The 26263-nt window shown below is 22.6% G+C and carries 28 protein-coding genes; 27 read left to right on the plus strand and 1 reads right to left on the minus strand.

What is annotated here, in order from left to right; all coding sequences use genetic code 4:
- The first annotated feature begins 540 nt into the window (after positions 1–540).
- From STAIW_RS02075 to STAIW_RS02150, 17 genes are all read left to right on the plus strand, one after another.
- Positions 541–1395: a hypothetical protein gene (locus tag STAIW_RS02075; RefSeq protein ID WP_041618824.1), complete on the plus strand. Its 855-nt coding sequence runs from the start codon at positions 541–543 to the stop codon at positions 1393–1395.
- A 50-nt stretch (positions 1396–1445) separates the two neighbouring features.
- A complete protein-coding gene (locus STAIW_RS02080; protein ID WP_041618825.1) occupies positions 1446–1718 on the plus strand; it encodes a hypothetical protein in 273 nt (90 codons plus the stop codon).
- Positions 1719–1854: 136 nt separating this feature from the next.
- Positions 1855–2037: an ATP-binding cassette domain-containing protein gene (locus tag STAIW_RS06340; RefSeq protein WP_063623132.1), complete on the plus strand. Its 183-nt coding sequence runs from the start codon at positions 1855–1857 to the stop codon at positions 2035–2037.
- Positions 2038–2048: 11 nt separating this feature from the next.
- Positions 2049–2702: an ATP-binding cassette domain-containing protein gene (locus STAIW_RS05795; RefSeq protein WP_201764816.1), complete on the plus strand. Its 654-nt coding sequence runs from the start codon at positions 2049–2051 to the stop codon at positions 2700–2702.
- Positions 2703–2877: 175 nt separating this feature from the next.
- Positions 2878–4761 carry a lipoprotein gene (locus STAIW_RS02090; RefSeq protein ID WP_020834207.1) on the plus strand — a complete coding sequence of 628 codons (1884 nt, stop codon included), beginning with the start codon at positions 2878–2880 and terminating at the stop codon, positions 4759–4761.
- A 13-nt stretch (positions 4762–4774) separates the two neighbouring features.
- Positions 4775–6538, plus strand: a complete 1764-nt coding sequence (locus STAIW_RS02095; protein ID WP_020834208.1) for an ABC transporter permease — start codon at positions 4775–4777, stop codon at positions 6536–6538.
- A 16-nt stretch (positions 6539–6554) separates the two neighbouring features.
- Positions 6555–7499, plus strand: a complete 945-nt coding sequence (locus STAIW_RS05800) for an ABC transporter ATP-binding protein (protein ID WP_063623134.1) — start codon at positions 6555–6557, stop codon at positions 7497–7499.
- Positions 7500–7626: 127 nt separating this feature from the next.
- Positions 7627–7806 carry a hypothetical protein gene (locus STAIW_RS02105; protein WP_020834209.1) on the plus strand — a complete coding sequence of 60 codons (180 nt, stop codon included), beginning with the start codon at positions 7627–7629 and terminating at the stop codon, positions 7804–7806.
- Positions 7807–7921: 115 nt separating this feature from the next.
- On the plus strand, positions 7922–8626 hold the full coding sequence (locus tag STAIW_RS02110) for a DeoR/GlpR family DNA-binding transcription regulator (RefSeq protein WP_020834210.1): 705 nt from the start codon (positions 7922–7924) through the stop codon (positions 8624–8626).
- A gap of 2 nt (positions 8627–8628) precedes the next feature.
- Complete coding sequence (locus STAIW_RS02115; protein WP_020834211.1) at positions 8629–9567, plus strand: 1-phosphofructokinase; 939 nt, start codon at positions 8629–8631, stop codon at positions 9565–9567.
- 9 nt (positions 9568–9576) lie between these two features.
- Positions 9577–11712 (plus strand): PTS fructose transporter subunit IIABC, encoded by a 2136-nt coding sequence (locus STAIW_RS02120; RefSeq protein ID WP_020834212.1) that lies wholly within the window; start codon positions 9577–9579, stop codon positions 11710–11712.
- A 403-nt stretch (positions 11713–12115) separates the two neighbouring features.
- Positions 12116–13708 (plus strand): APC family permease, encoded by a 1593-nt coding sequence (locus STAIW_RS02125; RefSeq protein ID WP_020834213.1) that lies wholly within the window; start codon positions 12116–12118, stop codon positions 13706–13708.
- Positions 13701–14255: a DNA-3-methyladenine glycosylase I gene (locus tag STAIW_RS02130; protein WP_020834214.1), complete on the plus strand. Its 555-nt coding sequence runs from the start codon at positions 13701–13703 to the stop codon at positions 14253–14255. Before STAIW_RS02125 ends, STAIW_RS02130 begins: the two co-directional genes overlap by 8 nt.
- 96 nt (positions 14256–14351) lie before the next feature.
- Complete coding sequence (gene hisS, locus STAIW_RS02135; RefSeq protein ID WP_020834215.1) at positions 14352–15587, plus strand: histidine--tRNA ligase; 1236 nt, start codon at positions 14352–14354, stop codon at positions 15585–15587.
- A gap of 5 nt (positions 15588–15592) precedes the next feature.
- On the plus strand, positions 15593–17311 hold the full coding sequence (gene aspS, locus STAIW_RS02140) for an aspartate--tRNA ligase (RefSeq protein WP_020834216.1): 1719 nt from the start codon (positions 15593–15595) through the stop codon (positions 17309–17311).
- Between the two features lie 67 nt (positions 17312–17378).
- Complete coding sequence (gene mobL / locus STAIW_RS02145) at positions 17379–18269, plus strand: relaxase MobL (protein WP_041618827.1); 891 nt, start codon at positions 17379–17381, stop codon at positions 18267–18269.
- Between the two features lie 134 nt (positions 18270–18403).
- Positions 18404–18667 (plus strand): glycoside hydrolase family 18 protein, encoded by a 264-nt coding sequence (locus tag STAIW_RS02150; protein WP_020834218.1) that lies wholly within the window; start codon positions 18404–18406, stop codon positions 18665–18667.
- 1046 nt (positions 18668–19713) lie between these two features.
- On the opposite strand, the gene STAIW_RS02155 is transcribed toward STAIW_RS02150, so the two are convergent.
- A complete protein-coding gene (locus tag STAIW_RS02155; RefSeq protein WP_020834219.1) occupies positions 19714–20409 on the minus strand; it encodes a hypothetical protein in 696 nt (231 codons plus the stop codon).
- A 67-nt stretch (positions 20410–20476) separates the two neighbouring features.
- On the opposite strand from STAIW_RS02155, the gene STAIW_RS02160 reads away from it, so the two are divergent.
- The 10 genes from STAIW_RS02160 to STAIW_RS02205 all read left to right on the plus strand — a co-directional run bounded on the left by STAIW_RS02160 (position 20477) and on the right by STAIW_RS02205 (position 26262).
- The gene (locus STAIW_RS02160; RefSeq protein WP_020834220.1) at positions 20477–21172 is read left to right on the plus strand and encodes a hypothetical protein; all 696 of its coding nucleotides are present in this window, start codon (positions 20477–20479) and stop codon (positions 21170–21172) included.
- 150 nt (positions 21173–21322) lie between these two features.
- Entirely contained in the window at positions 21323–21514 is a 192-nt protein-coding gene (locus tag STAIW_RS02165) for a hypothetical protein (RefSeq protein WP_020834221.1), read from the plus strand.
- 143 nt (positions 21515–21657) lie between these two features.
- Positions 21658–22143 (plus strand): hypothetical protein, encoded by a 486-nt coding sequence (locus STAIW_RS02170; RefSeq protein ID WP_020834223.1) that lies wholly within the window; start codon positions 21658–21660, stop codon positions 22141–22143.
- 418 nt (positions 22144–22561) lie between these two features.
- On the plus strand, positions 22562–22918 hold the full coding sequence (locus STAIW_RS02175) for a hypothetical protein (RefSeq protein WP_020834224.1): 357 nt from the start codon (positions 22562–22564) through the stop codon (positions 22916–22918).
- Complete coding sequence (locus STAIW_RS02180; protein ID WP_020834225.1) at positions 22911–23510, plus strand: ATP-binding protein; 600 nt, start codon at positions 22911–22913, stop codon at positions 23508–23510. Before STAIW_RS02175 ends, STAIW_RS02180 begins: the two co-directional genes overlap by 8 nt.
- Positions 23511–23524: 14 nt before the next feature.
- Entirely contained in the window at positions 23525–24250 is a 726-nt protein-coding gene (locus STAIW_RS05645) for a ThiF family adenylyltransferase (protein WP_020834226.1), read from the plus strand.
- A complete protein-coding gene (locus tag STAIW_RS02190) occupies positions 24250–24753 on the plus strand; it encodes a hypothetical protein (protein WP_020834227.1) in 504 nt (167 codons plus the stop codon). The genes STAIW_RS05645 and STAIW_RS02190 overlap by 1 nt, the downstream gene beginning before the upstream one ends.
- Complete coding sequence (locus STAIW_RS02195; protein WP_020834228.1) at positions 24725–25144, plus strand: hypothetical protein; 420 nt, start codon at positions 24725–24727, stop codon at positions 25142–25144. The genes STAIW_RS02190 and STAIW_RS02195 overlap by 29 nt, the downstream gene beginning before the upstream one ends.
- Positions 25128–25673 (plus strand): hypothetical protein, encoded by a 546-nt coding sequence (locus tag STAIW_RS02200; protein ID WP_020834229.1) that lies wholly within the window; start codon positions 25128–25130, stop codon positions 25671–25673. Before STAIW_RS02195 ends, STAIW_RS02200 begins: the two co-directional genes overlap by 17 nt.
- A 148-nt stretch (positions 25674–25821) precedes the next feature.
- A complete protein-coding gene (locus tag STAIW_RS02205) occupies positions 25822–26262 on the plus strand; it encodes a hypothetical protein (RefSeq protein ID WP_020834230.1) in 441 nt (146 codons plus the stop codon).
- The last annotated feature ends 1 nt before the right edge of the window (position 26263 follow it).

Below are 26263 nucleotides of genomic sequence, written 5' to 3' on the forward strand. Positions count from 1 at the left end.
AATATAAAAAATAAATTTCCTTTACACAACTCAATTCCTTTTATGATTTTATTACTATTTAATATTAAGTTCTTTAGCTTTTGGAATTATTACTAGTTTTACTAACTCTCAAGCTTCTGTTATTAAGTACTTTAATTTTTATGTTTTATTTTATATATCTTGCTTATTATTTATTTTAATTCTAAGAATGGTTCAATTCTTTTTTCATAATAAAATTAAAGATAAAACCATTTTTATTGCACTATCAAATCAAGTCTCAAGATTAAAATTATTTATAAGTATTTGAGTATTAATGTTAATTGTAGCAATTTCAAATTTCGTTATAACATTCTTGTTAATTAATTCTTTAAATTTTTTATCATCTAGTTTTATATTTAATGAACTTCTTTTTAAAATAACATTGACTTTTTTAATTTATGTGTTTTATCTAGTATATTTTTAGTAAATTTCATAATATTTTTAATTTTTGTTTTTTCTTTACAAACTACAACAGTAATTTGTACTTTATTATTATCTGTTTCTTTTATTGCAAATTTACCAATGAGTTTTCAACAAGCAAATGAAAAAAAATTAACTATTAATTTTAAAAAAAATGGAAGTGAAATTCAAATAAGACTTCCTGAACTTTATGATTCGTTTTATTTGCAAAAATATGTAAATGAGGAAAAAATGAAATATAAAAATATTTCAAAATGAATTAATGATATTTTTATTGAAAATCAATATTATTTAAATGATTTTTCTTCCGATAATTCATTTATTCACAACGAAAGAATTGATGCAGTTTTAAAAGAATTGGGTGCTATAAATACTTCTTCAAAAGTAATTAAAGCAAATAACTTAGAAATTAGAACTTTAACCTCAATAAATTCAAATATTCCAGTTAAATGATCAAAGGGCGATAAAGTAGATGTTGAATTAACTCTTAACAATACATTTATTTCTATTGAGCAACTTGAACAAAAAATTTTAAATGAATTAAATGAAGTTAAAAAGCAAATATTACAAGATCTATATGATTTTGCACTTTATATTAGAAAAGAATTTTTTGATTTTCAAAAAGAAAAAACTGATTTATTTGATAAATATATATTTTTAATAAATGAAAATAATGAAAGTAAAATGATAAATACATCAAAAGATTATTCCGAAATTACTTTTAAAAAAGAATATTTAAAATCAATTTATAATTATAGATTAGATGGAAGTTATAATGGTGATTACTTTACATTTACAGATAATAGTGTAACTAATTTAGTAAGAAACGACTTGAATTTTGAATTAATGATAGTAGCTCTAATACTTGAACAATATTTTATTAAATATACTAGCAATTATTTAAATGCTATAAATAACTCAGTTTCTATTTCTTCAGGAGACTTTGAAAATATATAAATTCAAGAAATAGTTTAAATATACTTTCATATATAAACTTATATAGTGGTATGTGATCTGCATATACACTATACTCTGGTTTTTCATATGAAGATTTCTGATTTTTATCTTCATCTGATTCTAAAATTGCTTTTGATGAACAAAAAAACATGTTTCTTGGCTATACAGAATTTTCTTTTAAAATTGATGATGGCAACAAAATTATTGGAGATTCCTACAATAATTATATTAATCCATTAATTTATGTTTTTATACTCATAATTTTTTCAATGATAATATTTATTTTTGAAATTATAAAATTTCAGAAAAAAGATTTAAGCTAAAGGGGGTGTATTAAAATTAATAATAAAAAAAAATGAATTAAATTATATAATTGAAGTTAAAAATTTTAATAAAAAATTTAAAAAGAATTTAGTTGGTAAATTTTCTTTCAAAATAAGAAAAGGCGAAATTACAGCTTTGCTTGGTGTTAGTGGTAGTGGAAAGTCAGTTTTAATTAATTCTATTGTAGGATGTTATAAAAAGTATTCAGAAGATATTAAAATAAATAAAAAATCCATTAAAAGTCAAGGTGGTTATAAACAAAATATAAATATTGGATTTTATACTCAAATTGATTTTTTCTTCAAACTCTTACTTTAAATAAATATTTAATGAATATGTCATTAATAATGGGAATTAGAAAAAAAGAAGTAAAAGCGAAAATTAAATATTGAATTGATTTTTTTGAATTAACAAATTCAAAAGATAAAAAAATTAGTAATTTTTCATGAGGAATGAAAAATAGAGTAAATCTAATTTTAGGCCTTTTAAAAGAACCAGAAATTTTAATACTTGATGAACCTGGTGCAAACTTGGATTCATATTGAAGAAATAAAATTAAAAATTTATTAATTCAATATAAAAATGAAGGTAAAACAATAATTTCAACTTCACATAATATTGATGAAGTTAGTGAAATTATAGATAATTTCTTAGTTATTGAAAATGGGAAATTATTATTTGATGGATCAACAACAGATTTAAATATTTATTCTAAATATAAGATATTTACTACTGAAAAATATGATGTTGACGAATTTAGAAAATTTTTAGAAAATAAGTCAATTAAATCTTTTAAATTCGATGAGCAAGAAAACTCTATTACAATTGCAATTGATTATTACAGAGAATTAAATTATATATTTCTATATTTAATTAAAAATAACTTACCTTTTAGCAATTTATTAAAATTACCAATAAATATGAAATCAATAAATAAAGTCCTAGAAAGTAAAGTAAAACCTGGTTATAAAGAAAATAAATAGAATTTTATTAACCAAAATATTAAAACATAATTATAAAAAACCTTAAAAATATTTTTAAGGTTTTTTACGTTATATAAAAATATTTTATATAACGTAAAAAAATGTTATATAATTAAAATAGATTTACAAATTTCAAATTTATTTGTATTATCTGATTAGTAAAGGTGAAAATAATATGAAAAAATTATTAAATTTATTGGCAACAACAAGTTTAGTTGCAAGCACATCATTAACAGTAATAGCATGTGGGAATAATTCAAATTCAAATGAAACTGTTCCAGATCCAAATGAAAAAGAACCAGAACCAGAAGTGGTATATGAAGACGTTTTAAGGGATTTTGAAAGTGATTTAACTTCATTTAAAGATACTTATTGAAATTCAAAAAAATCTAATTTTTTTGCATCAACAACAGGTTCAGAATCTAAACAATTTTTTATTGAAGAAGATATTAAAAAAATTGTTGATAAAGCAAAAGAACCTGGAGCTGAGACTAATATATATGATATATTAACTACTCCACAAAAAGGTGCATTAAAAACAGATATTGAAAATACATTAGCAGCTTCTGAATTAACATCTTATTTTAGTAATAATATCGATAAAGAGAAATATTCAATTTTATTAGATGGTAGTGATCTTGGTCCAACTTTGGATTATGATTGAAATACGCTTACAATGGACTATACAAATGATGCTCTTGGTGGTGAAACATCAAACTTTATTTCTTATACTTCAGTAGATGTAAAATTTGTTTTTAATTATAAAGATAAAATTGGAGAAACACAAAAATTTGAAATAACTCAAAAATACATTTTTACATTGACATCTGATAATTACTTAATTCAAGCAATTCAAGAGATGGAAAATAAAATTCAGACTGATTATTTTTTAGCAAATGAAAAATATAGTATTTTAGATAATTCAAATTTTGATTTAAAAGACGAAAACTTAGGAAATATTTTTGGAACATCAAATGATGATATGAAAACTGCATTTGAAAAAACTTATTCAAGTGATGATTTTAAAAATAATATTACTTCATTTATTACAACAAATTACTTTGAAAATTTACAAAATATTCCATTGGAATTTGCTCCTGGTTCACTTATCTTCCAAAGTTATAGTGAAACAGATTATTTAAAAACAGATACTTCTTATAACAAACAACTAAGCACACCTGCAGGATTAAATATTTATAATAATATTTTTAATAATATGAAAACAGAAGGAAGCACTACTTTAATGGGTGCAACTGTAAATAATGTAAATAATATAATTCATGCGGATTTAAGAAGTAATTATACAAATTATTTAAGTAGCTTTAATACTAAAATTAATAATTTTGTAGAAACTTTAAAAAATAGCAGTGAAATAGTACCAACAGAAACTTTTAGTGAAAACTTAAGTAATTCATTTTCATATGGAATAGTGAAATTAAAAGGATTAGAAATTATTTCAGGAGATTATCACCACCCAATTAATGAATTATCAATTTACACTTCATTAGCAGTTAAAAAAGATGAAACAAAAGAAAATAGAGAGGCAGCTACTGTATCTAATATTTTTGCTGCAATGTATTATAATACAATTGCTGGAATTAAAAAATTTCAAGAAATTTTTGGAATAGTTGATAGAACTGATACTGGAGAAGTATCCCCACTAGTTAGATTTACAGGTACAAGACAAGGAACAGAGTATGATTCAAATCAAAATATTTGGTCTCAAGGATTTACAGCTGATAATAATCAATATTTGAATAAATTAAAACAAAGTATGAGTTTAACTACTACAAACTTAAAAAAATTTAGAGATTATATACTTAATGAAAGTAATCAAAGAATATTTAATTGAGCTCTTTATAAAGAAAATTTTTCAACAACATCAAATATTGGTCTCTCAAAAAATACAAAAGGTATTTATATAAAATATAAATATTATAATGGTGAACCGTCATTAAATATTCATTTTGAACAAAATTTTGTTAACTATTACTTTAATGTAGCTGAAATTTGAACTTCAAGTGGAACAGTTGTAATAGAAACAATGCCCACAGTATAATTCGATAATTTAAATGAACAAAAAATTATTCTTATATAAATCAATTCCATTTAGAGTTTTGCTACTTTTTAATATCAAAAATATATTTCATGAATTAGTATTTTTAATATTGAATACATTATTAATTTTTAGCTCATTAGTCTTTGGAATTATTTCAAGATTTTTTGATACACAAGTTTCACTATTAGTTGCATTTAATTTTTATATATTATTTTTTATATCTTGTTTATTATTTATTTTAATTTTGAGAATGGTTCAATTCTTTTTTCATAATAAAATTGAAGATAAAACTACTTTTATTACACTTTCTAACCAAGTATCTAGAACAAAGTTATTTCTTAGTACTTGATTTTTAATGGTTATAGTTTGTATATTTAATTTCTTATTATCTTTTATATTTATAAATTTTTTAAACTTTTCATTAAATAAATTTAAATTAAATGAATTGCTATTAAATATTACTTTAGTATTTTTGATTTATGGAAGTATTTGCAGTATTTTATTAGTAAACTTTATAATATTTTTGATTTTTGTATTTTCTTTGCAAACAACAACAGTAATTTGTACTTTATTATTGTCACTAAATTTTCTTGCAAATTTGCCAACAAGTTTTCAAACTGCAAATGAAAAAGATATGACAATATATATTGAAAAAAATAGTACACCAATTGCAATTAAATTAACAGATATTCAGGATGCATTTTCATTACAAAAATATGTAAATGAAGGAAAAATTAAATATAGTCACTTATCAAAATGAATTAATGATAAGTTTCTTGAAGCTGAATATTATGAAAATAATTTTACTACAAATGAACAAAACAATAGAATTAGATTGGAAAATGTTTGACAACCATTAGGTATAATCAAGTCTAATCCAGATCTAATTGAAAGAAAAAATTTAAAACTTTATACAGTTCCTTCTACAGATTCAGCAATTGATACTTCTATTTGAAAAGCCGGAGATACTATCGATATTGATTTGCAATTAGACTATTCATTTGTAAATATTGATGAATTAAATAGAATGGCAAATGAGGAAAGTGACTTAGAAATAAAATTAATATTAGAAGATTTATTTAATTTTGCAAATTACATAAAAAAACAATTTGCATCTGATCTTCAAATTGAAAAATATAATTTATTTTCAGATTTTATTTTTGTAAATTCAAATAGTAAAATTATAAATAAGAGCAAAAACAATGTGACAATTCCAATTAAAAAAGATTATTTAAAAACAATTTTTGAATTTTATTTAAAAGGAAATTATTCTAGTGGATATTTAACATTAGATCCAACTACAGCAAGGCAATTTGTTACAAATGATTTAAATTTTGAATTACTGTTTATAACTAGAATATTGGAGAATTACTTTATAAAATATACAAGTCATTATTTAAATACAGTAAATTATAAATTACTATTAAATTCTGGAGATTGAACTAAATATGAAGAATCAAGAAAAAAATTAAATCTTTTTTCATATTTTAATGTTTTTAATGGTTTATGAACAAACTATACATTTAATTCAGGATTTTCATATGAGGATTTCTGATTTTTACCAAGTTCAGAATCAAAAATTAATTTTGCTGAACAAAAAAATTTATTTTTAGGATATTCTGACTTTACCCTTAAAAGAAATGAATATGATAAAATTGATCAATATTCATATAATAACTATATTAAGCCATACTATTATTTGATCGCTTTGTTAATTTTTTCATTAATTACTTTTATATTTGTAATATACAAATTTCAAAAAATAGATTTAAAATAAAAGTTAGGTGATGAATATGAGTACAATTATTGAGGTAAGTAAATATAATAAAAAGTTTAAAAAAAATTCAGTTGGAGAATTTTCTTTTATGATTAAAAAGGGAGAAATTACAGCTTTGCTTGGTGTTAGTGGTAGTGGAAAGTCAGTTTTAATTAATTCAATAGTTAGTTGTTATAAAAAATTCTCAGGTAATATTAAAATTAATGAAAAATCAATTAAAAAAGCTGGGGGCTTTAAGCAAAATATGCTTGTAGGTTTTTATACTCAGATTGATTTTTCATTACAAAGTTTTTCGCTTATTCAATTTCTTTTAAATATGTCTATGATAATGGGTTTGAAGAAGAAAGATGCGAAGGAAAGAATAAATTATTGAATTGATTTTTTTGAACTAACTGATTCTGCAACAAAAAAAGTTAAAAATTTTTCATGGGGAATGAAAAATAGAGTTAATTTAATTTTAGGTTTTTTAAAAGAACCAGAAATTTTAATACTTGATGAACCTGGAGCAAACTTAGATTCATATTGAAGAAATAAAATTAAAAATTTGTTAATTCAATATAAAAGTCAGGGTAAAACAATTATTATTACATCTCACAATATTGATGAAATTAGTGAAATTATTGATAATTATTTAGTTATTGAAAATGGTAAATTACTATTTGAAGGAACTACAAAACAATTAAATATTTATACTAAATATAAAATTTATGTAAAAGAAGAATACGAAGTAGAAAATTTTAGAGAGTTTTTAAATCAAAGAAATATTAAATCATTTAAATATGATAACATTGAAAATTCGTTAACTATTGCAATTGCAAATTATAAAGAGTTAAATTATATATTCTTATATTTAATTAAAAATAATTTACCAATGAAAAATTTAGTAAAATTGCCAACAAATATGGAATCAATTCATAAAGCTTTAGAGGATAGTGCTGCAAAGGAAAAAAATAATAAATAATTTATAATTATTTATTTAAAAATACAATTTTTATTAAATTACTATATAATAAATAAAGCGTTATTAAAACGCCTCTTTTGATGTAAGTTTTTTTACCTTATAAGAGTTTTAGAAAGGTGGAAATACTATGGCATTTGAAAATAATAGAGATAGAGACAGAAGTAGAGATAGAAATAGATCTGGTTTTTCAGGTAATAGAAGTCAAGGTTCACAAAATAATGGTAGAATCGAAAACTTTGAGAAACCTTTAATTCAATTATTAAAAGAAATTAATGAAAAGCTAGATATTTTAATTGAAAAAAAATAATAAAATAACTTATAAACTTTAAAATTATGTTTATAAGTTATTTTTTTTATTATTTTTTGGTTGTTTTTGGTTGTTTTTTATCATTTTTGGTTTATTATAATAATGAGGTGAAAAAATGCTACGTGAAGAAAGATTGAAATTAATTTTGGATTTTGTCAATGAAAGAGGATATTGTACAAATGAATTAATTTCAAAAGAACTTGCTATCCCATTCACCACTCTAAGAAGAGATTTGACAGATTTACATGACGATTCAAAATTAAAAAGAGTTCATGGTGGTGCAAAATCTATTAGAGAAAAATCTATTTTAGAGGCTAAATTAGATGAAAAACTTGTCTTAAATATAGAAGCAAAAAAAATAATTGCTAAAAAAGCATTTGATTGTATTAAACCATTCGAAACAATTTTTTTGGATGCAGGTTCAAGTACATATTTTTTAGCAGAATTAATTAAACCAGATTACAATAATAAAGTTTATACAAATTCAGTTATTAATGCCCAAGTTTTGGCAAATAACTCAATTTGCAATATTTATCTATTACCTGGTAAATTAAAATTATCTACTGGTGCAATATGTGGGGTTGAAACTATTCAAGCTCTTTCAAAATATAATTTTGATCTTGCATTTCTTGGAATTAACGCTGTAGATAATACATTTAATTTCTATACAACAGATGAAGATGAGGCTGAAGTAAAAAAAATGGCTATTGAATATTCACAATTTGCTTTTGGTTTAGCAGATAATTCAAAAATGAATTCTAAATCATTTGTAAAATTTAGTGATAAATCACAAATAGCACTTATAAATGAAGAGGTTTAAAAATGATTTATACATTAACATTAAACCCAGCAGTAGATCACATTATTTTAACTGATAAAAAAATTGAACTTTGCATTACCAATTATTACCATGATGAATATAAAGTAGTTGGTGGTAAAGGGATTAATGCTGGGATTATTTTAAAAAATCTCGATACTGAAATAATGGTTATTGGAATTTTGGGAGAACAAAATAAAGAAATTTTTACTAATAAATTTAGTGAAATAAATTTAAATAATAAATTTTTCTTAAATAATGGTTTGACAAGGGTTAACTATAAAATTAAAAATTTAAATTCAAAACAAGAAACAGAATTAAATGGTCTTGGTTTTGAAACACAAGATGAAGTTCTAAAAGAATTAATTTCTTTTTTAGAAGATAATCTTAAAAAAGAAGATATTGTTCTTTTAACAGGAAGTGTGGCAAGAGGAATATCAAAAAATATATATCAAAAAATAGGCCAAATTGTAAATGATAAGCAAGCAATCCTAATATGTGATGCAACTAATGAATTATTATTAAATGTTTTAAAAGAAAAACCATTTTTAATAAAACCTAACTTAGAAGAAATTTGTTCAACTCTGAATTTAGAATATAAAGAAAATATTAGTTTTGATGAAATTAAAAAATTAATTATTGAATTGCAAAAATTGGGAGCACAAAATATTCTTTTAAGTATGGGTTCAAATGGAAGTATTTATTTTGATTCAAAAAATAATATTTATAAAGTTGGAATTGCAAAAGGTAATCTTGTAAATTCAGTTGGAGCTGGAGATAGTATGCTGGCAGGTTTTATATATGGTTTATATAAAAAATTAAATATAGAAAAGACACTACAATATGCAGCAGCAAGTGGAGCTGCAACAGCATTTACTGAATGACTTGCTTCAAAAGAACAAATTGAAAATTTAGTAGAAAAAATAAGCATTGAAAAAATATAGGAGGTTCTAATGGAACTAAAAGATTTATTTAGTAAACAAATTAGTTTCTTTGAAGAAGATTTAAATTCAAAAGATGAAGTAATTGAATTTTTATCAAAAAAACTTCAAGAACAAAAATTTGTAAAATCTGCAGAAGACTTTAAAGCAGCAGTATATAAACGTGAATCTGAAGGTTCAACAGGTGTTGGAGACGGAATAGGTATTCCACATGTGTTAAACAAAACAGTTTTAAAATCAGCAATTGCTTTTGTAAAATTAAAAAATAAAATTGATTGACAATCACTTGATGATCAACCAGTTGACTTAGTTTTTATGATTATGACAAATGGAGTTGATAGTGATGAACATTTAACTGCTTTAGCTGAATTATCTGGTTTTTTAATGAAATCAGAAATTCAAACAAAATTAAGAAATGCAAAATCAATTAAAGATATTGAAACTGCATTTACTAAAAAAGAAGTTAAAGAAGTTAAAACTTCAAAAAATGGACATTTTGATGTTATTGGTATAACAGCTTGTCCTACAGGAATTGCACATACTTATATGGCAGCAGAAAAATTAGAAGAGTATGCAAAGTCATTAAATATGAGTGTAAAAATTGAAACTCAAGGTAGACGTGGAACTGAAAATAAACTTACTGATGAAGATATAAAAAATGCTAAAGTAATTATTTTAGCACATGATAAAGCACTTCAAGGTATGTCAAGATTCAATGGTGTTGAAGTAATTGATACACATACAAAAGAGGCAATTTTTAAAGGAAAAGAATTAATTTCGGGGTTTTCAAGAAATCCTGATAAAAAAGTTATTAATGTAGCAGATGATGGAAGTTCATCAAATGATGAATTTTCATTAAGAAAATTCTTAGACTTTAAAGGTAATTTATTAGCTGGAGTATCAAGAATGTTACCATTTGTTGTTGCTGGGGGAATCATATTGGGAATTGCATTCCTAATAGACTTTATAGCAGGAACTCCTGGTGGTAAAGATTTTGGTACAGTAAATGAAGCAGCTGGATGATTTGCTGCAATTGGTAAAACAGCAATGTCAATTATGGTACCAGTGTTAGCTGGATATATTGCATATACAATTGTAGGACCACAAGGATTAATGCCAGGATTTGTTGCTGGACTACTTGCTGATGGAAGTGGTTTTGCATATGGTGGAGTTGGTTCTTGAAGTGGACTATGAATAAAATTATTCCCAAATCAAGATATTCCAATGGTTTCTGGATTTATTGGAGGAATGGTTGGTGCATATGTTGCTGCCTTAATTATATTTGGATTGATGAAATTATTTAGTAAATTTACTAAATCATTCCATGGTGTTCGTGATATTGTTTTAGTACCAGTGTTATCACTATTATTAACAGCTTTAGCAATGTTTGTATTAAACATTCCTTTAGGATATACAATGTGAGGAATAAAAGAAGGTTTATTATTCCTAACAAAAACAAAAGAACTATTACCATTATTAGGAATGATTATTGCTCTAATGATGTGTGTTGATATGGGTGGTCCAATTAACAAAATTGCCTATACTTTAGGAACTTTAAGTGTTGGGGGAGGATTAGGAGATGATCCTAAACTAACAATTATTATGGCAGCTTCAATGGCTGGGGGAATGATTCCACCATTGGGAATTGCTTTATGTAATGTATTATTTTCAAAAGTTTGAACTTCAAAAGAACGTGATGCAGCAAAAGCCAACTGATTAATGGGAGCATTCTTTATTACAGAAGGTGCAATTCCATTTATGATTACTGATGCAAAAAGAATTTCAATTTCAGCATTAATTTCTGGAGCAATTACTGGTGTATTAGTTGGGCTATTTGGAATTACTTTAGGAGCTCCACATGGTGGGGTTGCAGTATTTCCATTACTTGAATTTACAGCATTTGATGTAGCTTCAGGAACAGCATTAGCTAAAGGACTTGGAGTAAGTTTATATATACTATCAATTATTATTGGTACTGTTATAATGGCTTTAATTTTAGGATTCTGAAAAACAGCAGATGTTAAAAAAGGAAAATTAGTTTTAGCTTCTTCAAATGGTGTTAAAGAAAATATTGAATTTAAAATTAAAAAAATTAATGAAAATAAAAACATTTCAAATGCAAAAAAAAAAAAAAATTATCAGTTTTAAATAATAAATTAGAAAAATATAAAAACTTTGAACTTGAATTAAATCAAAAACAAAATGCTTATCAACAAAAAATAGCAGAACATGCTAAAAGAAAAGCAACTTATTCTAAGTAAAAAATATAAAAAAATCTTATAATTATAAGATTTTTTTATATTTTTATGAAATTTTATAAAAAAATATTATATAATTATGCTAATTAATAGGAGGCTTAGTATGAATTTTACAAATTTTTTATGAAATACTTTTGAAATTCATTGTAAGCAAATTCGAAAACTTTAGCACTTAATACTCTATTTTCTGTTATTGAGTATTTTTTGTGCTTTTTTATCTAAAATAATTTTTTTAATAATAAAATATTATTTTTCTTTTTAACAGAAATAGAAATTAAAAGGAAATTTTAAATATGTCATCGAGAGTAAAATCGTTAACAAAATTCACGATTATCTTTATGAGTTTTGTTACAATTTTTGGTTTTAGAAACATTGTTAATAATCAAAATCAATTTGGTTTATTAGCGTGTATTTTATTTTTAATTGGGGGAGCAATTTATGCACTACCAATGGTGTTTATTTCTTCTGAATTAGGAAGTGTTAAAAAATTAAAAGATCAGGAAGCTGGTCTTGGTAGTTTTTGTGTATTTACATTAGGGCAAAAAAATGGTTTTATTGCAGCCTGAGCAAGCTATTTTGGAAATTTATTTTTCTTTGCAACTCTTGCACCATTTACTGTAATTGCACTTAGTTTTTTCTTTTATGGTGCAAATGGATTTGATAAAATGGCTGAAATATTTTCAGAACAAGGATTATCTGAAAATAATGCAACAAGAGCGAGTGCTTGTATTTTATCACTTTGTGCAATATTAATATTTTGAGGGGCTTCATTTGTATCAAAAAAAGGTCCAAAATGAATTGGAAAATTAACAACAATTGGGGGAGCTGCTAGTTTAATTTTGGGTTTAGGTTTTATAGTAATTGCATTAGTATTTACTTTACCTGTGCTTGGAGTACAATCTGACTTTAATTCTCAACAATTAGATCCATTAAATGATCCATCAATGTTTGATGGAGATTGATGAAGTTTTATTTCAGCTGTACCTTGATTAATTTTTGCATATGTTGGAATTGAAACAATGTGTGTTTTTATAAAAGATACAAAAGGTGGAGCAAAAACTTTTAAAGTTGCTACATTTATAGGAATGATTATTGTAATAGCGTTAATGGTTTTGGGAAGTTTATTACTAAGTTTAACTATTTCTCAAAATGCTATTAATAAATGAGGAATTTCTAATGCTTATTATTTAGTTTTTCCAAAATTAATGGGTCTTGAAATTGATTCAACAGCAGGAAAAGTGATTATTCATATAGTTGGTTTAGTTACAGCATTTAATGGATTAGGTTCATTATTCTTTTGAATAGCTGGACCTTCAAAAGTATTTTTTTCAGAAATACCCCCAAAAGCAATGGGAAAATGAATTGCAAAAACAGATAATAATGGTATGCCAGTAAATGCTTTATTTATACAAGCAGTTATTGTTTCAATTATTTTAATGATTGTTGGTGCAACAACAACAGGAACTCTTGGTCAAGGATCAAGTGTATTTTTAGAAAAAATAATGCAAGCAACAACTTCAACAGCAATTATTCAAATGCTATATTTATTTGTTGGTTATATTAAAATGAGAATAAAAGATAATGATGTTGAAAGAGATTATATTTGATTAAAAAATCATAGGAATATAGTTATAGCTATTTCTTCGGTTACTGTCATTTTACTTGGTGTTGCATTTATTTTTGGAACCATTCCAAGTCCAGAAAAATGAAAAACTGATTGATTAAATGCTTTAATTGATTTCTTATTTATATTTGGTGGGTTTATCTTCTTTATGGCTTTTGGATATATTATTTGATGAATTAACATTGAAAGACCATTGAAAAAAATAAATAAATCAGAAAATTTAGAAGTAAAAACTAAAAAAGTAGTAAAAGAAAATGAATAGATGTCAATGAGCAGAAGGCAATGAAATTTTAAAGCAATATCATGATATTGAATGAGGAGTTTGTGTATATGATGATGTTAAGTTATTTGAAATTTTAAATTTAGAGTGTATGCAAGCTGGTTTGAGTTGATTGATAGTTTTAAAAAAAAGAAATTCATATAAAATTGCTTTTGATCATTGAAATTATAAATTAATTGAAAAATATGATGAAAATAAGATTTCATTATTAATGAATAATGTTGAAATAATTAGAAGTTTAAATAAAATTAAAGCTATAATAATGAATGCAAAAGCATTCATAGAAATTCAAAATGAATTTGAAACATTTAGTAATTACATTTGACAATTTGTAAATAATAAACAAATTGTCAATAATTACGAAACAATAAATCAAGTTCCTGCATATAGTGATTTATCAAATAAAATTAGTTTAGATTTAAAAAAGAGAGGTTTTAAATATACAGGAAAAACTAGAATTTATTCTTTTTTACAAGCTTGTGGAATAATTAATGATCATATTGATAAATGTGATTTTAAAATAAAATAGAAAAAAGGATTTTGTCTTTTTTTTATTTTTACTAATTACTTTTTTCAAAGTCTACTTTAAAAAAAGTGTAAAATAATAAGGTTGGAGGTTTAAAAAATGATTCAAAAACCAAGAGGAACAGAGGATTTAATTGATTTAAAAGCAAAAGAATTTTTTGCATTAGAAATGATTATCAGAAATATTGTTGATTTATTTAATTTTAATGAAATTAAAACTCCAATTTTTGAGAGTTCGGATTTATTTAAAAGAGGAGTTGGAGAACAAACAGATATTGTTTCAAAAGAAATGTATTCTTTTTTAGATAAAAAAAACAGGGAGTTAACCTTACGTCCTGAAGGAACAGCACCAATTGTAAGAGCAGTAATAGAAAATAAATTATATATAAATGAAAATTTACCGTTAAAATTTTTTTATTTTGGTTCAATGTTTAGATATGAAAGACCACAAAATGGAAGAACCAGACAATTTAATCAATTTGGAGTTGAAGCATTTGGTCCAAAATCTGCTGAAATGGATAATGAAATTATTTGTTTAGCATCAACAATTTTAAATACTATTGGAATTGAAAAATATACAATTCACTTAAATTATTTAGTTAATGGAGAAGAAAGAAAAAAATACATTGAAGATTTAAAAAAATATTTAGCAACAAAAAAATTATGTGATGATTGTAATAGAAAATTAAATACAAACCCGTTACGAATTTTGGATTGTAAAATTGATTCACCAAATTTTAAAGATGTAATTGATATGAAAGACTATTTATCAAGCGATGATAAAAATTATTTTGAAGAATTAATTTTCAATTTAAAAAATATAGGAATCAATCCTGTTATTGATAAAATGCTTGTTAGAGGATTGGATTACTATACAGGATTTGTTTTTGAAATAAAAGATGCAAATAATTTAACTTTGTTGGGGGGAGGAAGATATGATAATCTTGTTAACCAATTGGGTGAAATAGATTTACCAGCAGTTGGTTTTGGATTTGGTCTTGAAAGAATTTTACTTTCTTTAAGCGATATAAATGCTTCTCTTTCTCAACCTACATATTTAGATGTATATATAATTGGTTTATCAAAAAAGGCAAAACAATTTTCAAGTATTCTGTTACTAATGATAAGAACAGCAGGTTTAAAAGCAGATTTTGATTTTATGAACAGAAGTATGAAATCTGCTTTTAAACAATCTGAGAAATTAAATTCAAAAAATATAATTATAATTGGAGATAACGAATTAAAAGAAAATGTTGTTATTATTAAAAAACAAGAAACTAAAAAAGAACAAAAAGTAACTTTTGAAAAAATTGTAGAAACTTTAATGAAAGGATAAAAAATATGAAAAGAACACATACATGTGGGCAATTAACTTTAAAAAATGTAAATCAAAATGTTATTCTTCAGGGTTGAGTTGCAAAAATTAGAAAAATGGGAGCAATGACTTTTGTTGATTTAAGAGATAGATATGGAATAACGCAACTTGTTCTTGATGATTCAATAAATTTAGAAAATATTAAAAGTGAATATGTAATTGAAGTAACTGGAATTGTAATTGAAAGAAAATCAAAGAATTTGGAAATTTCAACAGGAGAAATAGAAATTAAAGTTAGTGAAATTAACCTAATTAATAAATCAGAATTAACTCCTTTTGAAATTAAAAATAATATTGATTCACAAGAAGAAACAAGATTAACTTATAGATATTTAGATTTAAGAAGACCTGAGATTCAACAAAAAATAATTACAAGAAGCAAAATGAATCATGTAATTAGAAACTTTTTTATTGAAAATGATTTTATTGAAATAGAAACTCCAATATTTGGTAAATCAACTCCAGAAGGTGCTAGAGACTTTTTAGTTCCTTCAAGGTTAAATGAAAATAAATTTTATGCTTTACCTCAATCACCTCAACTTTATAAGCAATTATTTATGATTTCAGGATTTGATAGATATTTTCAAATTGTTAAATGTTTTAGAGATGAAGATTTAAGAATTGATAGACAACCTGAATTTACACAAATAGATATGGAAATGGCTTTTGCAGACAAAGAAGATGTTATGCAAATAATGGAAGATTTAATAAAAAAAGTAATTTTAGAAATTAAAAGAATAGAAATAAAGGATTCAATTCAAAGAATAACTTGAAAAGAATCAATTGATAAATATGGAAATGATAAACCAGATTTAAGATTTAATTTAGAAATTGAAACATTAAACCATTTATTTAAAAATACACAAATACCTTTATTTTCAAATTTAGAAAATAAAGCAATAAGAGCAATTTGTGTTAATTCTACTTTAAATAAAAAAGAATTAGAAGAATTAACACAAACTGCTTTTCAAAATAGTGTAAATATTTTAGGATTTGCAAAATATGATTTAAATGATTGAACAGGTTCAATTGGATCAAAATTAAGTGAATCAGAAAAAAAAGATTTAATTAAACATTTTTCAATAACTAATAATTCAACAATTTTATTTGTTGTAGAAGAATATTTTAAAGCAAGTCAAGCAATGGGAGCAATTAGAAATCATGTTGCAAAACTAGAAAATTTAATAAATAATGATGAAATGAAGTTACTTTGAGTAGTTGATTTTCCTTTATTTGAATTTTCAGAAGAAGAGAATAGATTTGTAGCAGCACACCATCCCTTTACAATGCCTTCAAAATCTTCATTACAAAATTTTGAAGAAGAAAAAGCTTCTGCATTAGCAGAAGCATATGATTTAGTTTTAAATGGTTTTGAAATTGGGGGAGGAAGTCAAAGAATAACAGATCCCATTATACAACAGAAAATGTTTGATGCAATTGGCTTAACTCAATCACAAGTTGAACAAAATTTTGGTTGATTTATAAATGCATATAAATATGGTGCTCCAAATCATGCAGGGTGTGCTTTGGGATTGGATAGAATTTGTATGATATTAACTTCAAGTAATAATATACGTGAAGTTATTGCCTTTCCAAAAAATTCATCAGGAGTTGATTCAATGACAAATGCACCTGATATTGTAACTCAAGAACAATTGGATGAATTATCAATTAAGTTAAAATAGTTTAAAGGAAATTTATTTCCTTTTTTGTTTTTGATTTTTTCCATATATTGGCATGAATGATGAAAATATGAATTGATTTTTTAGTTTTCACAATAATACAGATAATCCTCATATTCACTTAGCTTTTTTTGAAAAGAAAGCAACATATCCTAAAAAATATAGTAAGACTGAATTTAATTATCGCTATAAATATAATTTAGATAAAGGAACACAAGCTGAAATTAACAAAAATGGTTCTATAAATTTAGAATATGATAGAAAAAGTGATTTTAAATTAAATTTGGAAAAAGAAATTAAATTAAATTCTTTAAATTTAAAAATTAATAATGAAATTAGAGATAATCTTATTTTTCATTTTAAAGATAATATTAATTGACATGCAATGAAACAAAATATTAATTCTTGAAATACAGATCAATTAATATATAATGAAATTCGAAATAATTATCATGATATTGTTGATAAAATACTTGATTTTAATCAAAAAATAAAAATGAAAACAAATAAATTTCAAAATCGTCTTTTTTATAATTCCAAAGATAACAGTAAATCATTTAAAACAATGATTGATAAGTTAACTAATTTTTTAATAGAACAAAGTCCTGAATTAAAATATGTTTTTGATGAATATATTACCGAAATTAATCAATATCAAGAAGGATTAAATCAAATTAATGAAACTAATAGCGAAGATTATGTTCATAATGCACTATATGGAAATGACGGACTCTATTCAAGACTAGGAAATCATATATTAAAAACAATTTATAAACTAAAAAGTGCAGAAGAAAATTTGTCTTTATTTTCAGACCAGTTAGATAAACAAAAAATGTCAATTATTGAAAAATTACTTTATATGATTAAGGGATTTTTATATAAAGAATATCATTTAACTAAAAAAATGAGAGAAAGAACATGAATGATTGTCAATCAAAGAGAGAAAAAACGAAAGGAATAATAATATGGTTCAACAAATAATTAGTGTAATATACTATTGAAAATACAAGAAATAATTTAGCTAAATCAGTACTTACAAATTATAATTTAACAGCAGATGGAGACGTATTATTCTCAAAAATTGGTGCAACACCAATGATTGGAGTAAATGATACAGTTTGAGGTGTATTTACACTTGAAGATGCAAAAGAATTATATAACTATGCACATTCTGTAGGTCTTGCTTATTTATCAATGTGATCAATGAACGATGATAGAGGTAAAGATATTTACAGTGGTAAACCAATTAATAAATCATTATTAACTCATGGTTTAGGTTATTTAAGAGAGTATGACTTTGCAAGAGCATTTAATGGTCAATGAGATGATGGAGTTAAAAATCCAGAAAAATCAAATTAATTTATAATAAAATAAAAAGTAAAATTAAATATTGAAGTTAAACAATATTTTAATAAACTTATTTTATATTTCTATTTTTTAACTACTATAATGAACTTTCTAAAGATTTCTTGGATTAATTATTACAATCTAAAAAAGAAAATTTATTAATTCTCATTCAAAAACATTAAAAAGTAATTTTTTATTAAAGCTAATTTTAAAATAATTTTAACAATGTTTTATAAAGTACTGTTTTTTTTTACTTTAATTAAAGATATGAAAAAAATATTCATAATCTTTTAATATTTTCTTAAAAAATGTTAAAAAAGGCAGTATTTTTTTCAACATTTTTTAAGAATTTTATCTTTAAAAGCCAATATTTATTTCTTCTAAAAATAAACATTGGCTTTTTAAAAATAATCAAATTTAAAAAGACATTAATATCTATTTTTAATGAAAAAAAATTTTACAAAAAAAATTAAAAAACTAATACATATATTTGCTATTTTTTTAAATAAAAAAACACCATAAATAGTGTTTTTAATAAGATAAAAATAATTTAAAAAATATAAAATGTAAAAATAAATTTTGTATGTTTTTTTAGTTTTAGTACTATAATGAAAAAACTTAAATGTAAGTTTAAGTGGGATGGTGGGTGGGGAACTAATTTAATTTTTTAAATAAAATTAGTTAAATTTTATGTACTATGAAGTTTACATGTTTGTATATTTTTATTACTATTCCTTTAAAACAATACTATGTAAAGTTTATATATAATATTTATTTCAAATAATTTCACCAAATTCCTTATTTTTTTATAATTTGTATTCAGCTTAATAAAAAGTTTATATTTTCTATTTACTATTTTTAAAATAATTTTACGTGCTAATTTTTTGTTAACTTTTTATTTTTTTTCAAAGTTGAATAAAATTTAAATAAAATTTCTCTTATTTCAGGTGAGCATTATTTAAAAAATAATAACTCTAAATATTTAGTCCTATTTATGAGTTAAACTTTTATTTTTTAACAAAATTCTACTTTTAATAGAATTTTGTTTTTTTTTATTTTTAGTAGATACTTTCAAAAAATATTGATCCAAAATTTGAAAATGATAATGCAAATATTATTAATTCTATTGTACTTACACTTATGCCTATAAATTCATCTTCTGTAATTTTATTTTTTTTCTTTAAAATTTTTGCATATTTTAATATATTTCTACAAACGATATCAATTCTGAGAATAAAATTTTTTGGTATAAATACTCTTTCAAACAGTATTTTTATATAGTCATCTTCTTTTAAAATATTAAATATTTCTTTTTTATAAATTTCGAAATTTTTAAAAATAATACTATTAAGTAATAGAAGTGCGTACTCTTTTTTATTTGAAATTTCTTTTTTTTGAATGTCATTCAAAAAAGAACAAATAAACTCAATAAAATTAGTTCAACCCAATAATGAAACATAATCTCCGATTAATTTATAAAATTTTCTTAAAATTTTAATATTTGATTTTATTAAGTTAATTTTTTGATTATAAAAATGAATTCAATTATCAATTTCTTTAAATAATTGATTATATTGATCATAATTTACAGGAAAATTTATTTTAAAATCTTCAGGGTTTTTTTTAAATTTAATTAATCAATTTTTTAATTTTTTAATTAATTTATTAACATTTTTATTTCAGAAAGGATTAATATTTTTCAAGTTTTGAATATCTTCTTTTGAAATATTAAAAGACTTATAATTTCTTATCATTTTATCAATCTTTCTATGAAAAACTATTTTTATTATATATGATAAATATAGAAAAAAGGTAGTTAAAATGCTAGGTAAATATGATTTTAATGATAACGATATTAAAAAAATAATGAAATTCTTTGAACCATCATTACATACAATTAAAGTTTTATTAGAAGAAACTAAAATTGATTTACAAAAATTTAATCTTTTAAATGATAACTTTTTAAAAATTTATCATAATTTTGAAAATTTAGTTTTCTTTGATAACTTTTTAGAATTTAAGGATAGTTTCATTTATTTTTATGAATATATATTAAATACTTTAATTATTAAAAATAAAACAGAAATTATTGATCGACATATTGTAATGCCAAATATTGTTCAATTATTAGAAATAGTGCTATTAGTAGATTATTTAATTAAAAAGTCTTTTGAAAATGTAAGAAATAATAATAATGTACTTGATATTAAAGAAATAAAAATAATAATTTTAGAAAAAATTAATACTTATTATTTTCAATTAACTGAACTTAATAAAAATTATTCACAAATGTTTTGTCAACAAATAAAAGATTTACTTCTATTTTTAGAAAAAAAAGATGATTTTAAAATATGAGAACAATCTTGTGAATTAATGCTTGCACTACTTGAGGATATTAGTTTATTAAATGAGAAAATTCATGATATCTTTGAAGAAGGATCCAATATATATTGAAAAGTTTTTAATTATTTGAATAAAATTTTTATATTATCTAGTTTTTCTATTTTTCTAGAATAAAATTAATTTATAAAATATAGTTTTTGGCAAAAGTTTAATGGTAGATGGTTGTTGATTTTTAAAAAAATAAAATAAAATCTAACAAAATTTAATAATAAAAAAACTATGATATTATTAAGAAATGAGGAGTATTTGAAGGAGAAATAAGGTATGGAAAGTTTTTTAATTACTTTAGGAGCATTCTTTATGGTTTTACCTTTTTTTATTTGATCGGGAATGGCATTTTACTCAAGAAAAAATAGAAAACCTATTAATAATTTTACAAAAATAGTACTTCTATTAATTATTATTGGTTTTATTCTTGGAATTTGTTGCATTGTTATGGTAGTATTTTTATTTTAGAAAAGTGAGATTTATAATATGAAATATGATTTAAAAGATAAGGCTATTATTAGTGATGAAAATGAAATAAAAAATTTAAATAGTGAATTTGAAAAATTAAATGAAAAATTTAGAGAAAAAAACATGCTTCATTAACAGAAGAAATGCATAGAACAATTAGTACTAATCTTAAAGCAGTTTTAAATTATAATGTAGAAACTGTTTTTAATAAATTTTTACAATTAGCAGCAAAAGACATTAATAGAAATTTAACAAATGATGATTTAATTGAAGATGCGTATTTTTATTCAAAAAGGGGTGGAAAACAAATATTATTGTTAAGTGAATTAACAAAAAATGAGTCTATTACAATTGAATGATTTGCAAATGATCATAAATTTACAAGAAAAGTAGAATTTAGAAAAAAAGGAATTGAAAAGACAAAAATTAAATTTTTTGATTCTGCAAAAGGTATGGAAGCTGTTTGGGGATTTATGAGTAATTATAGAAAAGCCACTTATCAATTAGAAGTAAAAAAAACATTTAATATTCAAATTCTACAAATACGTATAAATCTTGAAGAAGATGAAAACAAAAAACAAAAATTTATAGGTCGCGTAAAATTTTTGGGGGGTAAGAAAAACAAGTAAATATGGTATTGAACTGCTGAAAAGCAGTTTTTATTTTGATTGGTTATAAAAATGAACATGGAGATGATAGATTATTTGCAAATCCGCAATTAAAATTTTAAATAAGCTAAGTGCTTAAATATTTACCCTTAAACAAAAAACAGTCATGACAAAATAAAACTTTAGATTTTAAAAATGTAGTAAAATTAACATTTATATTTTGTTATGAAAAAATCAAAAAAAAAAAAAAAACTGATGATTATAATCAGCGATTATTATCTAAAATTAACAAATTTATAAATTATATAAAAATAAAATCAATAGTCTCTATATTTTAAATTAACTCTATATCAATATAATCTAAGTTTATAATCTAGGACTATAAAGTTATCTATATTTTCCCCAGGGAAAACTCAAAATAGAAGGGATTTTCAAACTGATGGGAAAAAATCAAAAAGTATGACTTTTAAATGCATGATTTCATGGATGAAACGCTAATAAAACAGCATTTGCAATTAAAAGTCCATATAATACGAAGGGCTTAATTTGAATTCATAAAAATTATTATTTATCAAGCAAATATAAAGGTAGATTTGGAATAGAATTTAATATTCTAAATTACAAAACAAGCAAGCCGCATTATTATCAAGAAGTAATCTATACTTTGAATTCTAAAATTGTGAATCAAATTTCGGGTGAACAAATTGCAGAATGATTTGAAAATTACAATTCAAAAAATTCTGAAGAGTATAGATCATTGGTAAAAACTTTAAATGGAGAAAAAATATATGACTAAAAGTAATGTTAATATTGATCATGATTTAGAATATAAAAATTTTGAAAAATTGTATCCATATTTTATAAATAAAAACCTAAGCAATTTAAAAATTAAAGGTATTTATATTTATGGAATTTCAGGAGTTGGAAAGACTATGTTTTTGAATAAACTAAAAAAAATTTCAACAAAATCAATTGAATGAATAAATATGGTTGATTGGATTAAATCTCATCAACAAGCTTGAGGAAATTTAGGTTATGAAGGAATTCATGTGATTTCAGCAAATAGAGCTGCAATAAAAGAAATTTTATTTATAGATGATTTAGGAGCAGAATTTTTTCATCCATCAACAATGCATTATATTTATGAATTATTTGAAAAAAGATTTTCATATAAAAAACAAGTTCCAAATATAATTACTATTTTTACTTCAAATTATTCGCTATTACAATTAGAACAAAAATATACTAAACAACTTGGTAAAACAGACACAGAACGAATTATTTCAAGAATTAAAAGTTTAGTTGATTGTGAAATATTGTTTGAAGGAATAGATAAAAGATCAACTTCGACTATTAATACTAAATTTATTAATGAGATAGAATTTTAATTTTCCATGGGAAAATGAATAAAATAATATTTTTAGTAGGGGTCGGGGGAACTGGTGGATTATTAGCAGGAAAACTTGCAAAATTTTTAGCACAAGAAGATAAAATTTATCTAATTGATGGTGATAAAGTAGAATATAAAAATGTTGTACGTCAACCTTTTCAAATTCATGATATAGATGCTTTTAAAGCTGAAAGTTTGGCAAGAAAGATTAACAGCATAAGTCAATTTAAAAATTGTTATTCAGTCAATAAATTTTTAAATAAAGAAGATTCACTCTTTAAAATAGTAAAGTCAGTTCAAGAACAAACAAATAGTTTAGTAATTATAAGTTGTGTTGATAATCATAAAACAAGACTTTTAATTGAAAAATCTATTCAATTATTAAAAGAATTTTTAAAAAAAATGGATTATTCCTATGTAGGTTATCCTAAACCATCTGATTTATTTTATATTGACTCAGCTAATGAAGATGATTATGGAGATATTTTAATAAATGAGTTCAGAAGTAAAATTTATAAATTAAAAATTGAGAAAACTGATGAGTTATTACTAACAGAAGACTCATGTGAAAACTTAATAAATGATGGAGTCATTCAACAATTTGCTACAAATGATCAAGCAAGTAATTTAATTTTAAGATTTTTATTTGATATTGAATATTTTAAGAATAAAAAATGTCATATTAAGTTTGATAAATATAACTCTAAAATTGATATTTTGAAAGGAATTAACAAATAATGGAAATACATCATCTAGAATATTTTTTTCAAGGTTTAGAAATTATAAATAATGTTAATCTTGATAGAATTAAAACTTTAAGACGAGAAATTTTGACAAGCAATATTTATTTGTTACCTTATCAAAGAAACAGATTAATTAAAAGAATAGTGTGTTTTAATGAAATATTTCCAAAAAATGAGGATCGCTTTCATTTACATGAAACAATTTTATTAAATTTTTATAATTATCAATTTGAACCAAGATTTTTATTTAAAAATACTTTTGTTAGTTCAACACATCTTCAAAAATTACCTAAATATAAAAAAAGATATATATTAGAAAAATTTAAAAATACAAAAAATATTGTAATTCATAATATTGATAATGAAGTATATTTTGAGATTAATTATGTTTTAGAAATAACTAATAATAAAGATTTACTTTTTTTAAAGGAACTAGCAGTTAAATCAAAGGAAATTTTATTTTTAATCAATGAAGCTAAAAATATTAGAAGAACTTAATTTATTATCTGAGAATCCTTTAAAAAGTAAAAAAATTGATAAAAAAGAATATGATGTTTTTCTTGAAAAAAATAAAGAAAAACAATATTTGTCAGATCAAATTAAAAAAATAAGAAGTATTTCTAAAACTTGATATATATATGAAAAAATTAGTTCAGACTTAATGAGCTGATCAAAAGATGAAGTTGATTTTGCATGAATTATAGAAATAAAAGAATTGATTTCGAAAAATGGTGCTTTATTGAAAATAAAACCTATAGATTTTTATAAATTTTGAGAAGAAAAAAATAATATTGAGAAAAAATTGAAAATTACAAAAACACCAGAAAAAGAAATAAAATGTTCGAACTTAAAATTTGAAAGGACTGATAACTATGAAATCCTTTTCTAAACTAAAATTAAATTTTGATAAAAATGATAAAGGTTTTTGCCAAGTGGAAATTATTAATAAAAGTGGAATTAGTAAATCTGGTTGAATTAAATTCAATGAATTTCTAAATTGATTGTTCTTAAATACTAAAAATAATGAGAGTAATATAGGCTCAATAGATTTTTCCAAAAATCTATTGACTACTAAAACTAATGGAAAAATAACATCATATTATTTTTTGTATAATCCCTCAATTAGAGATATTTACGCCTATCAAAAGGGAAAGTATTCTCATAAATCAATTTTTTTACCACCATTAATAACTGAAGTTCAAATATCGAATGAAAATATTAATTTTTGAAATATTAAATTATTTGCATTTAATGGGGAATTAAATGCAAATACAAAATTTTATGCATTAAAATTACCTCATTTTTATAATGATGGAAGTTTATGCTTAGGGAATTTAACAAACTTAAAAAAAGTACAAACTATAAGTCAATTTGATAATTTACTAAACTATATTTTTTCAACAAAATTTAGTCATTAATGAACAAAAGAAAATGAAGAATTTACAAAACCCTTACATTACAATAATGGATTTGAAGGCTTGAAAAATTATACATTTATAAAAACTAAATTATTTTTTGAATAATTTTCCCCAGGGAAAATATAGATAACAAATAGAGGAGAAAACTATGAGTATTTTTAATCAAGAAGAAAATAATAAAAAAATAACATGACCTGAATTTAAGTTTAAAACAGGTAAACAAATCGAAGAAAAAATTGAACAAAAGTTAAAGAAAACAACTACAACTGATGAGCAAGTTTCTTCAATTGAAATGATTTCAACGCAAGAAAGCAAAGATAAAGTTTTAAAAGAAAATAAAGTAGAAAAAACTAAAATTGATGAAATTTTAAATATTCCAGCGGGAAGTATATTGAGAATTGATGGTGAAGAATATCAAATTCATATATCAATATCACCAGGTCAAGAAGTTACAAAAGATTATATTCATAAAAAAGTAATTGATCCAAATGGATTAATTAATAAATGGGAATATAAGAATGCAAGTCTTTCATATGATAAAGAGGATAATATTTTCTATTATGTAATTGAATCACCGAAGAAAGGATAAA

The organism is Spiroplasma taiwanense CT-1 (assembly GCF_000439435.1).
In the GTDB taxonomy this organism is placed as follows: Bacteria; Bacillota_I; Bacilli_A; order Mycoplasmatales; family Mycoplasmataceae; genus Spiroplasma_A; species Spiroplasma_A taiwanense.